Here is a 14641-nt window from a genome sequence, read left to right on the forward strand (position 1 = left end):
GCCGCCAGAGATGGGCCTGGCGCACGTTCAGGAACCAGACTAGAACACGTTCTCGTTTTGGGCCACTGGACGCCGGTGGCCGCGTGTCACTCGCCCGGCTGATAGCGGGTCAGGATGCAGAACTCGTTGCCCTCGGGATCGGCCAGCACCGCCCACCCCTTCTCTCCGTCACGCCGGTCGTCCAGCATCGTGGCGCCCAGGCCCAGCACCCGTTCGACCTCCTCGTCGCGGGAGCGGTCGATCGGACGCAGGCACGGGTGCACCCGGTTCTTGACCGCCTTGCCCTCAGGCACCTCGAGGAACAGCAGGTACCGCTCCTCCGGCCCCTCCAACCCGGACTCCGCGGCTCCCTCGTGGTTGAAGCCGGGCTCGGTGTCGGTCGGGTCGAGGGTGAAGTCGTCGAGCACCTGGTCCCACCAGCGGGCCTGGGCGAAGGTGTCGTGTGCGTCGAAGCAGAGGTTCGAGAGTCGAGAAGCCATGGATGCACCCTGCCCGGTGGGGCCGACACGCGTCACGGCAATTCCCGCCCGGCGGTGCTTGAGCCGCCGGATGGACGAAGGCGAAGGCGTGTCGAAACCCGCTGCCCCCGGTGGTTGAGCCGCCGGATGCCGAAGGCGAAGGCGTGTCGAAACCCGCTGCCCCCGGTGGTTGAGCCGCCGGATGCCGAAGGCGAAGGCGTGTCGAAACCCGGCGACCCCGGCGGTGGTTGAGCCGCCGGATGGACGAAGGCGCAGGCGTGTCGAAACCCGGCGACCCCGGTGGTTGAGCCGCCGGATGCCGAAGGCGAAGGCGTGTCGAAACCCGGTGCCCCGGTGGTTGAGCCGCCGGATGCCGAAGGCGAAGGCGTGTCGAAACCCGCTGCCCCCGGTGGTTGAGCCGCCGGATGCCGAAGGCGAAGGCGTGTCGAAACCCGGTGAGGTGCCAAGCAGCCTTGCTCTCACAGTTGCTGGGTTTCGACGCGCTCGTCGCTAGCGCTCCTCCCGGCTCAACCACCGGCGGAGCGGTCGCTAGCGCTCCTCACGGCTCAACCACCGGCGAAGGCGTGTCGAAACCCGGCGCCCCGGTGGTTGAGCCGCCGGATGCCGAAGGCGAAGGCGTGTCGAAACCCGGTGAGGTGCCAAGCAGCCTTGCTCTCACAGTTGCCGGGTTTCGACGCGCTCGTCGCTAGCGCTCCTCACGGCTCAACCACCGACGGAGCGGTCGCTGGCGCTCCTCACGGCTCAACCACCGGAGGGTCAGCCGTCCCATCCACTGGGTGGGGGCAGCGCCTCGGTGGCCTCCATCGGATCCATGCCGGTGGCCGCGAGCAGGTCGGCGATGATCGAGCGCAGCTGAGCGAGCACGACCTCGGCGCTGAGGTACTGCGAACGCTCCACCTCGCCGGACATCCGGGCAACCTCCAGCAGGGCGGGCTGTGCGGCGACCGCCTGGAGACCCGCGGCGAGCTCGTCGCCCATCGCATCCGCGGCCGCGGCGAGCTCGCGCGCGAGCACCGCGTACGAGGCGGGCACCGGGTATCCCAGATGCGTCGTCACGGCCACGCGACGCACCACGACCCGGGTGTTGCGCAACGCGAGGTCCAGCGGCTCGATGAGCTCGCGCAGCGACCGCACGTCACTCTTGTGCCGCACCCGGAACGGGGAGGACGCCGTGACCGAGAGCCCCTCGTCGGCAGCGATCTGGAGGTCGCGCACCAGCACCTCGGTGGCACGCGCGTCCTGGAGTCGGACCAGTGCGCCCTCGGCGTCGCCTCCCTCGATGCCGGTCGCCACGCCGCGCAGCAGCTCGGCGACCTTGCGGACCACGACCGCGGCGCGTTCGCGCGGGCGCCGCAGCGGCGCTCGCGGCACCACCGTCGCGGCCACGAGCGCTACGCCACCGCCGATCAGGGCGTCGGTCCACCGCAGGAACGCATCGCCGGAGCTCGGCAGCAGGGTGCTCACGATGATCGCCTGCACGGCCGACTGCGTGACCAGCAACGCACCGTCGTCCAACAGCAGGGCCGCGCTCATCGCCAGCGCCACGATGAGCCCGATCTGCCACGGACCCGAGCCGAGCACGTGGATGAGCAGGTCGGAGACGAACACGCCCACGGCCACGCCGATCGTCACCTCGGCCACTCGCTGGAGGCGCTGACCGTAGGAGATGCCCAGCGACACCACCGCTGCCACGGGCGCGAAGAACGGCGCCGGGTGCCCCGCGACGTCCTTGGCGAACCACCAGGCGACGGCCGCGGCCACGGCACACTGACCGATCTGCCACGACCGGCTCCGCAGCCGGGCCCACCGTTGCCGCCACGAGGTGCGACTGCGCGTGCGGGCACGATCCAGGGCAGCCAACGCGCTGCGCACCTTCGTGGGATCGGGTGGGCTCATGCCCCTATCGTGACCGACGCGGTCAGGAATTCGCGGCGGCCTTGTCCTGCTCGGCCTTGAGCAGCAGGGCGATGTCGATGAGCTGGTCCTCCTGGCCACCGATGAGCTTGCGGCGTCCGGCCTCGAGCAGGATCTTCGCGCCCGAGACGCCGTAGCGCTCGGCCGCGTTACCCGCGTGCTTGAGGAACGAGGAGTAGACGCCGGCGTAGCCCATCATCAGGGTCATCCGGTCGAGCTGGCACTCCTCGGGCATCGCCGGCTTGATGACCTCCTCGGAGGCGTCGACGATCTGGAGGAAGTCGACGCCGGTGCGCCAGCCGAGCTTGTCGCACACGCCGATGAACGCCTCGAGCGGCGTGTTCCCGGCGCCGGCGCCGAACCGACGCACGGAGCCGTCGATCTGGGTGGCGCCCGCGCGGGCAGCGATGATCGTGTTGGCGACGCCGAGGCCGAGGTTCTCGTGGCCGTGGAAGCCGACATCGGCCACGTCGCCGATCTCGGCGACGACGGCGGAGACGCGGTCGGCGGTCTGCTCCATGATGAGCGCGCCGGCGGAGTCGACGACGTAGACGCACTGGCAGCCGGCGTCGACCATGATCCGCGCCTGCTTGGCCAGCACCTCGGGGCTCTGGGTGTGGCTCATCATGAGGAAGCCGACGGTCTCCAGCCCGAGCTCGCGGGCCAGGCCGAAGTGCTGGATCGAGGTGTCGGCCTCGGTGCAGTGCGTGGCGATGCGGCAGATCTGGCCGCCGCCCGCCTGCGCAGCCCGGATGTCGTCCTTGGTGCCGACGCCCGGCAGCATCAAGAACGCGATCTTGGCGCGCTGCGCGGTCTCGGCCGCGATCTTGATGAGCTCCTGCTCCGGGGTGCGGGAGAAGCCGTAGTTGAACGACGAGCCACCGAGCCCGTCGCCGTGGGTCACCTCGATGACCGGGATGCCGGAGGCGTCGAGAGCCTCGACGATGTCGTGCACCTCGGTCGCGGTGAACTGGTGCCGCTTGTGGTGCGAGCCGTCGCGCAGGCAGGTGTCGGTCAAACGCAGGTCGAGCTCGCCCCACGGCTCGGTGCCGTGCGTGCCGTGCCAGGTGCGGGCCAGAGCATTGATGTCGGTCATGAGGCTCCTCCGGTGGTCGAGCGGGCGCCCAGATGACGGGCAACGGCCTGGCCGACCTGCGTTGCGGCGGCGGTCATGATGTCGAGGTTGCCGGCGTACGGCGGCAAGAAGTCACCGGCGCCCTCGACCTCGACGAAGATCGAGACCTTGAGGTTGCCGCGCGTGGCGTCGCTCGGGTCGTCGATCTGCGGCTCCTGGAGCAGCCGGTAGCCGGGCACGTACTCCTGCACGGCCTGCTCCATGGCGAAGACGGAGGCCACGATGGCGTCGCGGTCGGCGTCGGGGTCGGCGGCGCAGAAGATCGTGTCGCGCATGATCATCGGCGGCTCGGCGGGGTTGAGGATGATGATCGCCTTGCCGCTCTCGGCGCCGCCGATGGTCTCGACGCCGGCCGAGGTGGTGCGGGTGAACTCGTCGATGTTGGCCCGCGTGCCGGGGCCGGCCGACATGCTCGAGACCGAGGCGACGATCTCGGCGTACGGCACCCGGGCGACTCGCGAGACGGCGTTGACCATCGGGATGGTCGCCTGACCACCGCAGGTGATCATGTTGACGTTCATCTCGGCCACGTGCTCCTCGCCGTTGACCGGCGGGATGACGGCCGGGCCGATGGCGGCGGGCGTCAGGTCGATGGCCCGGATGCCGGCCTCCTCGTAGCGCGGCGCGTACTCGCGGTGCACGTAGGCGGAGGTGGCCTCGAAGAGCAGGTCGGGCAACTGGTCCTGCTTGAGCAGCCAGTCGACGCCCTCGTGGGTGGACTCCAGGCCCTCCTTGGCGGCGAGCTTGAGGCCTTCGGAGGACGGGTCGACGCCGATCATCCAGCGCGGCTCGATGCTGCCTCCCTCCTGGGCGCTGCGCAGGAGCTTGTACATCAGGTCGGTGCCGATGTTGCCGGGCCCCACGATGGCGGCGGTGAGCTTGCTCATGACTACTCCTCAGTCCTCACGAAACGAGACGGTCAGCGGGGCGAAGCCCGAGATGGTCGCGGTGACCTCGTCACCGGCGACGAAGGGCACGAACGGGCCGAGCGCTCCCGAGAGCACCACCTGCCCGGCGCGCAGCGGGTCGCCGAAGCGCCGGCACTGCACGGCGAGCCAGCGCAGCGCCTCCAGCGGGTCGCCGAGGCAGGCCGCGCCGTTGCCCGACGAGCGCACCTCGCCGTTGATGGTGAGCGACATCTCGACCTCGCGCGGCTCGAGCTCGCTCAGCGGCACGCCGTCGCTGCCCACGACGTAGAGCCCGCTCGAGGCGTTGTCGGCGACGGTGTCGGTGAAGGTGATGTCCCAGTCGCCGATCCGCGAGTCGACGATCTCGAGCGCCGGCAGCGCGACCTCGACGGCGTCTCGGACGCTGTCGATCGTGATCTCGGCGTCGTCGACGTCGCGGGCCAGGCGGAACGCGACCTCGGCCTCGACGCGCGGCTGCACGAGCGTGGCCATGCCGATCGGGTCGGCACCCTCGGCGGCCCCGGCGCTGACGTCCATGTCGGAGAGCAGGTAGCCGAAGTCGGGCTGGTCGACGCCGAGCTGGTCCTGCACGGCCTTCGACGTGGCGCCGATCTTGCGGCCCACGACGGTGACGCCCCCGGCGATGCGGGCCTGCACGAGCCCCTGCTGCACCGCATAGGCGGCGTCGAGGTCGTCGGTGCCGATGAGATCGCGGACGGCGGCACACGGCACCCGGGTCGCCTGGGCCTCGGCGAGCCGCTGCACGGCGGCGTCGATCGCGCTCTGGGAGGTCACTTCGCCGATACTAGAACCTGTTACAGTTTCGCGCCATGACGGGTGCACCGACCGGCTCCGCGCCGGCCCCCAGCGAGCAGTTGCCCACCGAGGTCGACGTGATCGTCGTCGGCGCCGGCGGCGCGGGGATGAGCGCGGCATTGCGCGCCGGCAGCCACGGCCTCGACACCGTGCTGCTGGAGAAGAGCGAGTACTTCGGCGGCAACACCGCGCGCAGCGGTGGCGGTGTGTGGATCCCGGGCAACTATGCGTTGCAGAAGGCCGGCCAGGTCGATGCCGGGGACGCGGAGCAGGCGCGCGCCTACCTCGACTCGATCGTGGGCGACGTCGTGCCCAAGGTGCGTCGCGACACCTACCTCGAGGCCGGCCCCGGGGTCATGGACTTCGTCCGCGAGAAGACGCCGCTGCGCTTCCAGTGGGTGCCGGACTACGCCGACTACCTGCCGGAGTCCCCCGGCGGCCGTCTCGCCGGGCGCAGCGTCGAGCCCGACCCCATCGACGGCTCCATCCTGGGCCAGGAGCTCGAGCGGCTGCACCCGCAGTACACCAAGGCCCCGGCCAACATGGTCGTGCTCCAACGCGACTTCCGGAAGATCAGCCTCGGTCTGCGCACCTTCGGCGGCCCGCTGACGATGATCCGCGTCCTGCTGCGCCGCTTCGTCGCCGGACTGCGCCGTCAGCGCCTGTACGGCATGGGCAACGCCATCGCCATCGGGCTGCGCAAGGGCCTCGTGGACGCCGGGGTGCCGGTGCACTACGGCTGCGACCTCACCGACCTCGTGATCGAGGACGCCCGCGTCGTCGGGGTGCGCGTGCAGCGCGCCGACGGCGAGCACGTCGTGCGGGCGCGCCGCGGCGTGATCCTGGGCAGCGGCGGATTCGAGCGCAACCTGGCGATGCGCGAGAAGTTCGGCCCCAAGCCGGCGTCCATCGACTGGACCACGGGCTCGGTCAACAACACCGGCGGCGGCATCGAGGCGGGCGCCGCCGCGGGAGCGCGACTAGACCTCATGGACGACGCGTGGTGGGGGCCGACCATCCCGCTGCCGTCGGGCCCGTGGTTCTGCCTGGCCGAGCGCAACCTGCCCGGCTCGATCATCGTCAACCAGGCCGGCGAGCGGTACATGAACGAGGCGCTGCCCTACATCCAGGCCACCCACGCGATGTACCGAGGCGAGGCGACCGGGGTCGGCCACGTGCCCAGCTGGATGATCATCGACACCCGCTACCGCAATCGCTACCTCTTCGCCGGGCTGTTCCCACGTCAGCCCTTCCCGGGCCGTTGGTACAAGTACGGCACCATCAAGAAGGCCTCGAGCCTGGAGAGGCTGGCGGCCGAGATCGAGGTGCCGGCCGACGCGCTGGCCGCGACGATCGAGCGGTTCAACGGCTTCGCCGAGGCCGGTGTCGACGCCGACTTCGGGCGCGGCGAGTCCGGCTACGACAAGTACTACTCCGATCCCACGGTCAAGCCGAACCCCTCCCTGGCCCGCATCGACGAAGCCCCGTTCTACGCGGTGAAAATCGTGCCGGGCGACCTCGGTACGAAGGGCGGTCTGGTGACCGACGAGCACGCCCGCGTGCTGCGCGAGAACGGCTCGGTGATCGGCGGCCTCTACGCCGCAGGCAACGTCTCGTCGGCCGTCATGGGGCACAACTACCCAGGCCCCGGCGGAACCCTCGGCCCAGCGATCGTCTTCGGGGCGCTGGCCGCCGACGACATCGCGCAGTCCGCGCCCTCGCACGCCCAGGAGACCGCCTGATGCCCATCGACCCCTCCGTCGCCATCGGCGCCGACCTCGGCGAGCGCTCGTTCTCGTGGGGCGCCAGCGATGTGTTGCTCTACCACCTGGGCATCGGTGCCGGGCAGCGCGCGGGCGACCATCTCTCCCCTGCCGCCCTGCGCTACACCCTCGACGACGAGAACCTGCATGTGCTGCCGTCGTTCGGCGTGGTGGCCCCGACCTTCCACGAGACGGCCCCGCCGCCGCTGGACCTGCCCGGCTGCGACATCGACCTCGCCCAGGTCGTGCACGGATCCCAGTCCGTCACCGTGCACCGACCGATCCCGACCTCGGGCACCGCGACGCTGCGCAAGTCGATCACCGACGTCTGGGACAAGGGCAAGGCGGCGGTCATCTGGGACGAAGGCACCGTGGTCTCGGATGCGGGCGAGGAACTGTGGACCGTGCGCTCCTCGATCTTCGTGCGCGGCGAGGGCGGCTTCGGTGGCGACCGCGGGAGCTCGACCTCCGTCGAGCTGCCCGGCCGCGACCCCGACTGCGAGGTCACCTACACCGTCACCGAGCAGCAGGCCCTGCTCTACCGACTCTGCGGCGACCGCAACCCGCTGCACGCCGACCCGCAGTTCGCGCGGGACGCCGGGTTCCCGGCGCCGATCCTGCACGGACTCTGCTCCTACGGCATCGTGCTGCGCGAGCTCACCGACGCCCTGCTCGGCGGCGACGCCTCGGCCGTGCGCGGCTTCGGCGCGCGGTTCGCCGGTGTGGTGTTCCTGGGCGAGACCATCGGGGTGCGCGGCTGGCGCACGGATGAGGGCATCGTGGCGTCGGCGAGGATCGTCTCCGACGACGAGCAGCGCGACGGGGCACCCGTGCTCGCCGACTGCTCCCTGACTCTTTGAAGGCGGTCAGCTTCGGACGGCGGCCCTCACCTGGGCCGGTGGCGGGTTGGTGAGCACCGACCCGTCGGGGAACCACACGGTCGGCGTGGTCACGTTGCCCCCGTTGTGGGCCGCGACCCAGGCTGCGGCGTCCTCGTCGGTCGTGACGTCGACCCACACCACCGGGGCACCGACGAGGGCCGCCCGCATGCGCACGCACCACGAGCAGCCCGGCTTCCAGCACACCAGCGGCACACCGCCCTCGGCCGCGCGGCGGCGTCCTTCGTCGTAGCCGCGCGAGCGTGGGAAGGCCAGCGGTGAGAAGGCCACGGCCAAGAACAGCAGGAACATCGTCCACAGCCACCCGAGTGCGCCAGGGCCGGACGCCGCCATCGCCACCGCGCAGAGCACCAGTAACGCCGGGGCGAGCCAGCGGAACACCAGCGCCCTCACGGCTTCGAGGCGATCAGGTAGAGCCGCTCGCTGGTCTCGCCCCGGTGCGCGAGGGCGCCACGGCGGTACCACTCCACCTCGACGAGCCCCGCCTGCTCGACGAGTCTCACCACCTCGTGCGGCTCGTGCAGCACGACGTCGAGCGTCGGGATCTCGAGGTCGAACCAGCTCGACGCGGTGCGCACCTCGGTGCCGGCATGCAGGGCCAGCACGAGCCGGCCGCCGGGGGCGATGGGTCGCGCGAGGGCCGCGACGGCCCCGGGCAGCTCGGAGGCGGCGAGGTGGATCAGCGAGTACCACGCGAGCACCGCACCCCAGCCCGGCGCCGCCTCGGGACGCATCAACCGACGGAGGTCGCCCACGTCGTAGCGCACGTCGGGGAAGCGCGACCGCGCCTCGCTCACCATGCCGGGGCTGAGGTCGAGGCCCCGGGCATCGGCGCCGCGCTCGTGCAGGTGGGCGGTCACGTGGCCGGGGCCGCAGCCGACCTCGACCACGGGCAGCCGCTCTCGGCAGGCGTCGTCGGCGACGCGGTCGAGTAGCCAGCGCTCGAACGGCAGCTCGTCGAGCTCGTCGACCAACCGCTCGGTGTAGGTCGCGGCCACGATGTCGTACGCGCCGCGGACCCGGTCGTCGCGCGCCGCCGGAGAGTCGGCGACGGGCTGCTCTCGGTCGACCGCCGCGGGTGTCGGAGCCGACTCCTCGGTCTCGGCATCGCCGAGCAGGTGGATCCACCGATGGTCGCGGTCGCCTGGCCGCCTCGCCAGGCGGCGCACCAACCCGGCCTGCGCCATCTCGCTCAGGCAGGTCTCGACGTCGTCGCGATGGGCGAAGTGGTGCAGCCGATCGGTTCGGCTGCGCAACTCACCTGGTGCCTGGGGGCCGCGGAGCAACAGCACGGTGAGCAGGGCTCTGCGATCGGGATGCTCCTCGAGCCCCAACGCATCGCTGAGCACCTGGTGGTACTTCAGGGTGCGGCGGCCGCTGTCGGACCACACGATGCGCAGCAGCCCGGCGTCCTTGAGCGCCTTGGCAGCGTGCTCGAGGGTGTGCTCGTCGTAGTCGCTGACCGGCTCACGGCTCGAGGTCTGGTTGCAGGCGCTGCGCAGCCCGCTCAGCGTGAGCGGGTAGGAGGCCGGCACCGTCACCTGCTTCTCCAGCAGCGAGCCGAGGATGCGCTGGTCGAGGGCGTCGAGCTCGATCTCTGGCATGGGCCCAGTATGTCGGGCCGGCGGGGACCTGGAAGGGTCGCGCTGTGCCCACACCCGCCTCCAACCCGGTCGTCGCCGAGGTGCTGCGCTCCGGCTTCGTCGAGGGACACCACCACGGCGCCGTCGTCGCGCTGGACGCCGACGGCGAGGTCGCCTGGTCGGTGGGCGACGTCGACTCCCCGATGTTCCCTCGCTCGTGCAACAAGCCGCTCCAGGCCGCTGCGATGGCGGCGACCGGTCTCGACCTGCCGCCGGACCTGCTCGCCATCGCGTGCGCATCGCACTCGGGCGAGGCGCTGCACGTCGAGGCGGTCCGACGGCTCCTCGACTCCGTGGCGCTCGACGACACGGCCCTGCAGTGTCCACCCGACTGGCCGCTCGAGCCTCGGGTGCGCGACGACGTGCTGCGGGCGGGCGGGCGGCCGTTGCGGATCCTGATGAACTGCTCGGGCAAGCACGCCGCGATGCTGGCCACCTGTGTGGTCAACCGGTGGCCGGTCGAGTCCTACCTGCACCCCGAGCACCCCCTCCAGCAGCGCATCGCCGCCACCCATGCCCGCCTCACCGGCGCGCCTGCAGCGCACGTGGCGGTCGACGGGTGCGGGGCGCCCCAGCTGTCGGCCTCGCTCACCGGACTCGCTCGCGCCTTCGCGGCGCTGGCCACGGCCCGGTCCGGCGCCGAACGCCGCGTCGCGGACGCCGTCCGGGCCCATCCCGAGCTGGTGTCGGGCACCCAGCGCGACGAGCGCCGGTTGCTCGAGCGACTGCCTGGGGCCATCGCCAAGCTGGGCGCGGAGGCCTGCTACGCGGTGGCACTGCCCGACGGCCGCGCGTTCGCCCTCAAGATCGACGACGGCTCCGATCGCGCCCGGCCCGTGGTCATGGACGCCGTGCTGGCCCGCGCGGGGGTGTTGCCCGCCCCTCCACCGCACGACCTGCTGCGCGCCACCCTGGGCGCCGGAGGCACCGGATGAGCCCTGGCCGAGGAGACGCCGTACTGGCACGGTCGGGTAGGGCGCCGCAAGAAGATCTCGGCTAGGACACCCGGATGACGAGCTTGCCGACGTTGCGCCCGGCGAGCAGCCCGCGGAACGCCTCGGGAGCGTTCTCGAGCCCGTCGACGACATCCTCGCGGTAGCGCACCGACCCGTCGGCGACCCAACCGGTCATATCGCGCTGGAACGCCTCAGTGTGGGTGGGCACGAACTCGTCCTGGATGAACCCGCGCACGGTGAGGCTCTGGGTGAGCACGCGCCCGAGATAGGCCGGGAGTCGGTCAGGGCCTTCGGGCGCACTCGTGGCGTTGTAGCCGGCCACCAGGCCACACACGGGCACCCGGGCGTAGGTGTTGAGCCGTGCGGTGACGGCGTCGCCCACCGGGCCGCCGACGTTCTCGAAGTACACGTCGACGCCCTCGGGCGTGGCCGCCTTCAGCTCCTCTCCGAAGGTGGCCGAGCGGTGGTCGATCGCCGCGTCGAAACCGAACTCCTCGGTCAGCGCCCGCACCTTGTCGGGCCCCCCGGCGATGCCGACGGCGCGAGCGCCCTTGATGCGGGCGATCTGACCGACGGCCGAGCCGACCGGACCCATCGCGGCCGCGACCACGACGGTCTCACCCGGCTGCGGCCTGCCGATCTCGAGCAGACCGGCGTAGGCGGTGAAGCCGGGCATGCCGAGCACGCCCAGCGCCGTACTCACCGGTGCGGCATCGGGGTCGAGACTCCGCATGTGGCGGGCGTCGGCCACCGCATGGGTCTGCCACCCCGTGTAGGCGAGCACCAGGTCGCCCACGGCGCGCCGGTCGCTGCGACTCTCGAGCACCTCGCACACGGTCGCACCGACCATCACCCCGCCGACGGGGACCGGCTCGGCATACGACTTCGCGGCGCTCATGCGGCCGCGCATGTAGGGGTCGAGGGAGAGATAGCGGGTCGCGAGCAGCACCTGCCCCTCGGCGAGAGCGGGAAGCTCCTCGGTCGTCGTCTCGAAGCATGCGTCCGTCGGCTCGCCGACGGGTCTGTGGGCTAGGCGGATCTGGGTCGTCAACACGGACTCGAACCTAGTCGCCGAGACCCAACTCCCCCAGCACCAGGTGCACGCCCGCCAGACGGCTGCGGGCGAAGGCCGGCATGGTGTCCCAGTAGTAGGCGAGGCCGGTGAGGCTCGGGGCGAGAACCCAGCCGAGGCCGCGCAGCCACAGGGCGTCGTCCTCGTCGTCGACGGCCTCTCGGAAGGCCGCCCGGGCATGGGCGGGCACCACGCTCCAGTACGGCTTGAGATCGGGGGCAGGGTCGCCGACACCGAGGCCGCCCCAGTCGATGACCGCGCCGAGTCTGCCGTCGCGCACGAGCATGTTGCCGGGCAGCAGGTCGGCATGCATCCACGATGGCGGACCCTGATGGTCAGGAGCCTCGAGGATCCGCTCCCAGGCGAGGGTCACCCGCCGCGTCGGGATCCGGTCGCCGGCCGCCTCGATGCCCCGTCGCACCGCGTCGTCCCACGTCCTGGGGTGCGTACCGCGGTCGGCGCCCCTCTTCGCGGGCCCCCCGGCGGCCGGGACGCCGCGCAGCATGGCCACGAAACCGCCCAGGTCGGCCGCCAGCACGGCCCAGTCGGTGTCGTCGTCGAGATTCTGCTCGGTCGGGGTCACGCCGGGCAGCCACGGCACCACCGACCAGGGGTGCGGGTAGTCGTCGGTCGGCTCGCCCAGGGCCAGCGGTACCGGGAGGTCGACGCCGACGCGCGCGGCGTGCGGCGCCAGGTGCGGCAGCCACGCGGCGTCTCGCAGGGCCTGCCCGGCCGCCCACTCGACGCGCGGCATGCGGGCCACCAGTTCCTCACCGAGGCGGAAGAGACAGTGGTCGGTGCCCTGCTCGGTGACCGGCGCCACCGGCAGGTGGGCCCACTGGGGCATCTGTTCGGCCACGAGTGTGGCGACCTGCTCGGCGGTCGTCGGGCTGTCGTCTCGATGCATCGGCCCCGACGCTAGACGGGTTCGCCTGGCCGGAGCGAGCGACTTTTTCGGACTACATTCCTGGCGTGGACCACGTCGACACCTCACCCGAGTCCCCACCCGACCCCGATCACGGCACCGCCCACCCGGCGAGGATCGGACGTCGCCGGTGGCTGGCCTACGCGGGCGCCGCGCTCGGTGGCGCCGCCCTGGGTGCCGGCGGGGTCGGTGGCGCCGTCGCTCTCGGCGACGACGACTCCGGCGGCGGCGCCGCCAGCACCGCAGAGGACACCGAGGAACTGCCGCCCGTGCGCACCTACGTCAGCACCCAGCTGGTCGCTCCGGACGTCGAGGTCGAGTCGTTCGGCGCCGGGCCCTCCGAGGGGCTGCTGTTCACCGGGGGCCGGGTCGACACCTTCCGCGGAGCCGTCTACGACAACGAAGGCGAGCCGGTCTGGATCGAGCCGTACGGGCGACCGGTCGCGGGTCTGCGCGTGCAGCGCTATCGCGGGGAGCCGGTGCTGACCTATTGGGCCGGTACCGTCGGCCTCGGGTTCGGCTGGGGGCAGGGCGTCTTGCTCGACCGCTCCTATCGGCAGGTGGGCACGGTCGACGCCGGACACGGCGTCCAGGCCGACCTGCACGAGTTCGAGCTCACCGACCGGGGTACCGCTCTGCTCACGGCCTACCCCACGCATCGCGCCGACGTGTCCTCGCTCGGCGCACCGACGGACGGCTGGATGCTCGACAACCACCTCCAGGAGATCGACGTCGAGACCGGCGAGGTGCTGCTGGACTGGGTCGCCTCGGAGCACCTCGACCTCGACGAGAGCAACCAGCGGGCGGGCGGGGCCCGACCGGGCGACACCCCCGAGGGCGCCATCGACCCCTTCCACCTCAACTCCGCGCAGGCCCGCGGAGACGCCGTGCTGCTGAGCTTCCGCCATACCGACGCGCTGGTGCTCATCGACCGACGGACCGGTGAGATCCGGTGGCGCCTGGGTGGCACCGCGAGCGACTTCGAGGTGCCCGACGAGTGCGGCTTCCGCTACCAGCACGACGCCCGGTTCCTCGACGGCGGCGAGGACGGCACCAGTACGACCGGCAGGCTGAGCATCTTCGACAACAACGGCAACGGCAGCGAGGGCAGCGGCACGTCGTCCGCGCTCTTCCTCGACGTCGACGAGAAGGGGCGCAGCGTGAGCCTGGTCCGGCGGCTCGAGGACGGGCAGAAGACGCAGGCGATGGGCTCGACGCAGCAGCTGGCAGGCGGCAACGTGGTCGTCGACTGGGGCACTGCTCCGGTCATCAGCGAGATCACGCCCGACGGCGACGTCGTGTGGCGGATGACGAGGCTGGGAAGCGGCTCCTACCGCGGCCTGCGGCAGACCTGGACGGCGCGGCCGACCACCACGCCCGATGTCGCCGCGGTGACCGACGGCGGCTCGATGACGGTCTACGCCTCGTGGAACGGCGCCACCGAGGTGGCCCGCTGGCGAGCGCTCGCCGGCGACCGGCGCGACGCGCTGGTGCGAGCCGAGGAGGCGGAGCGCAGCGGGTTCGAGACGTCGCTGGAGGTCGAGGCGGCACGGTATCTCGCGGTGGTGGCTCTCGACGCCGAGGGCCAGGAGCTGGGGCGCTCGCGCACCATCACAGTGCGGTGACGTGACCCCGGTCGGGGTTCCAGCGACGCAGCTCGGCCAGCACGACCCGTTCCGGCGGGCCGCACTTCGCGAGCACGGCGAGCGCCCGCGGCAGATCCTCCGCCGGCAGCCTGCGCGCCAGGGTGAGGTGGGGCAGCCATCCGCCGTGGGCGCGGTCACGCACCTGGGCACGGACGGCGAGCGCGCGGCGCTGCACATCGTCGTCGAGGCCGACGGGCCGGGCGAGGGTGACCCGTGGGCCGGTGCCCAGGACGAGCACTCCCCCGACCCGCACGGTCACCGGGAGCAGCCCGGCGAGGCGCACGCGTGCGACGTCGATCGCCTCGTCCGGCAGCCGGGCCGCCTCGACCACGCTCACGTGCGGCGCGTTGCTCGGGCTGCGGTGCTGAGCCTGCGACGGCAGACCGGCGTCGAGCAGCGCCTGCCACTGGGCGCGGACGGCCTCCTGCCCCTCGTCGTCGGGCACCAGCTCGAGGGAGTGCAGCTTCGGCATCGACCTCTCCTGC

Annotated in this window: 14 protein-coding genes; 4 read left to right on the top strand and 10 right to left on the bottom strand. The window is 72.0% G+C overall.

The window, feature by feature from the left end; all coding sequences use genetic code 11:
• Positions 1-86 precede the first annotated feature (86 nt).
• From ISG29_RS10385 to ISG29_RS21615, 5 genes are all read right to left on the bottom strand, one after another.
• Positions 87-479: a VOC family protein gene (locus ISG29_RS10385; RefSeq protein ID WP_194503355.1), complete on the bottom strand. Its 393-nt coding sequence runs from the start codon at positions 477-479 to the stop codon at positions 87-89.
• A 756-nt stretch (positions 480-1235) separates the two neighbouring features.
• Positions 1236-2375, bottom strand: coding sequence for an FUSC family protein (locus tag ISG29_RS10390; protein WP_194503356.1), 1140 nt, complete (start codon positions 2373-2375; stop codon positions 1236-1238).
• Positions 2376-2397: 22 nt separating this feature from the next.
• Complete coding sequence (dmpG, locus tag ISG29_RS10395; protein WP_194503357.1) at positions 2398-3489, bottom strand: 4-hydroxy-2-oxovalerate aldolase; 1092 nt, start codon at positions 3487-3489, stop codon at positions 2398-2400.
• Positions 3486-4415: an acetaldehyde dehydrogenase (acetylating) gene (locus ISG29_RS10400; RefSeq protein WP_194503358.1), complete on the bottom strand. Its 930-nt coding sequence runs from the start codon at positions 4413-4415 to the stop codon at positions 3486-3488. The genes dmpG and ISG29_RS10400 overlap by 4 nt, the downstream gene beginning before the upstream one ends.
• A gap of 9 nt (positions 4416-4424) precedes the next feature.
• Positions 4425-5231 (bottom strand): 2-keto-4-pentenoate hydratase, encoded by an 807-nt coding sequence (locus ISG29_RS21615; protein ID WP_328828730.1) that lies wholly within the window; start codon positions 5229-5231, stop codon positions 4425-4427.
• Between the two features lie 35 nt (positions 5232-5266).
• Between ISG29_RS21615 and kstD the strand changes: the two genes are divergently transcribed.
• Complete coding sequence (kstD, locus tag ISG29_RS10410; protein WP_194503360.1) at positions 5267-6994, top strand: 3-oxosteroid 1-dehydrogenase; 1728 nt, start codon at positions 5267-5269, stop codon at positions 6992-6994.
• Positions 6994-7875 carry a MaoC/PaaZ C-terminal domain-containing protein gene (locus ISG29_RS10415; RefSeq protein ID WP_194503361.1) on the top strand — a complete coding sequence of 294 codons (882 nt, stop codon included), beginning with the start codon at positions 6994-6996 and terminating at the stop codon, positions 7873-7875. The genes kstD and ISG29_RS10415 overlap by 1 nt, the downstream gene beginning before the upstream one ends.
• Before the next feature lie 6 nt (positions 7876-7881).
• Here the strand turns inward: ISG29_RS10415 and ISG29_RS10420 are convergent, their stop codons facing one another.
• Both ISG29_RS10420 and ISG29_RS10425 read right to left on the bottom strand, forming a co-directional pair.
• Entirely contained in the window at positions 7882-8307 is a 426-nt protein-coding gene (locus ISG29_RS10420) for a glutaredoxin domain-containing protein (RefSeq protein WP_194503362.1), read from the bottom strand.
• Complete coding sequence (locus ISG29_RS10425; protein WP_207792983.1) at positions 8304-9518, bottom strand: DUF480 domain-containing protein; 1215 nt, start codon at positions 9516-9518, stop codon at positions 8304-8306. The genes ISG29_RS10420 and ISG29_RS10425 overlap by 4 nt, the downstream gene beginning before the upstream one ends.
• A 44-nt stretch (positions 9519-9562) precedes the next feature.
• Here ISG29_RS10425 and ISG29_RS10430 point away from each other — a divergent pair, with 44 nt between their 5' ends.
• A complete protein-coding gene (locus ISG29_RS10430) occupies positions 9563-10492 on the top strand; it encodes an asparaginase (RefSeq protein ID WP_194503363.1) in 930 nt (309 codons plus the stop codon).
• 61 nt (positions 10493-10553) lie between these two features.
• On the opposite strand, the gene ISG29_RS10435 is transcribed toward ISG29_RS10430, so the two are convergent.
• The gene (locus ISG29_RS10435) at positions 10554-11567 is read right to left on the bottom strand and encodes an NADP-dependent oxidoreductase (protein ID WP_194503364.1); all 1014 of its coding nucleotides are present in this window, start codon (positions 11565-11567) and stop codon (positions 10554-10556) included.
• A gap of 10 nt (positions 11568-11577) precedes the next feature.
• On the bottom strand, positions 11578-12492 hold the full coding sequence (locus ISG29_RS20825; protein WP_194503365.1) for an aminoglycoside phosphotransferase family protein: 915 nt from the start codon (positions 12490-12492) through the stop codon (positions 11578-11580).
• Positions 12493-12557: 65 nt separating this feature from the next.
• On the opposite strand from ISG29_RS20825, the gene ISG29_RS10445 reads away from it, so the two are divergent.
• Positions 12558-14135, top strand: a complete 1578-nt coding sequence (locus tag ISG29_RS10445) for an arylsulfotransferase family protein (RefSeq protein ID WP_194503366.1) — start codon at positions 12558-12560, stop codon at positions 14133-14135.
• Here the strand turns inward: ISG29_RS10445 and ISG29_RS10450 are convergent.
• Entirely contained in the window at positions 14122-14628 is a 507-nt protein-coding gene (locus ISG29_RS10450) for a 2'-5' RNA ligase family protein (RefSeq protein ID WP_194503367.1), read from the bottom strand. The two genes, ISG29_RS10445 and ISG29_RS10450, sit on opposite strands and share 14 nt — an antisense overlap.
• Positions 14629-14641: the final 13 nt, after the last annotated feature.

Source organism: Nocardioides acrostichi, from assembly GCF_015319165.1.
Classification (GTDB): Bacteria; Actinomycetota; Actinomycetes; order Propionibacteriales; family Nocardioidaceae; genus Nocardioides; species Nocardioides acrostichi.

Excerpts from the sequence above, each read along its gene's own strand:
- ISG29_RS10385 (WP_194503355.1), bottom strand. The coding sequence starts at position 479 with ATGGCTTCTCGACTCTCGAACCTCTGCTTCGACGCACACGACACCTTC.
- ISG29_RS10390 (WP_194503356.1), bottom strand. The coding sequence starts at position 2,375 with ATGAGCCCACCCGATCCCACGAAGGTGCGCAGCGCGTTGGCTGCCCTG.
- dmpG (WP_194503357.1), bottom strand. The coding sequence starts at position 3,489 with ATGACCGACATCAATGCTCTGGCCCGCACCTGGCACGGCACGCACGGC.
- ISG29_RS10400 (WP_194503358.1), bottom strand. The coding sequence starts at position 4,415 with ATGAGCAAGCTCACCGCCGCCATCGTGGGGCCCGGCAACATCGGCACC.
- kstD (WP_194503360.1), top strand. The coding sequence starts at position 5,267 with ATGACGGGTGCACCGACCGGCTCCGCGCCGGCCCCCAGCGAGCAGTTG.
- ISG29_RS10415 (WP_194503361.1), top strand. The coding sequence starts at position 6,994 with ATGCCCATCGACCCCTCCGTCGCCATCGGCGCCGACCTCGGCGAGCGC.
- ISG29_RS10425 (WP_207792983.1), bottom strand. The coding sequence starts at position 9,518 with ATGCCAGAGATCGAGCTCGACGCCCTCGACCAGCGCATCCTCGGCTCG.
- ISG29_RS20825 (WP_194503365.1), bottom strand. The coding sequence starts at position 12,492 with ATGCATCGAGACGACAGCCCGACGACCGCCGAGCAGGTCGCCACACTC.
- ISG29_RS10450 (WP_194503367.1), bottom strand. The coding sequence starts at position 14,628 with ATGCCGAAGCTGCACTCCCTCGAGCTGGTGCCCGACGACGAGGGGCAG.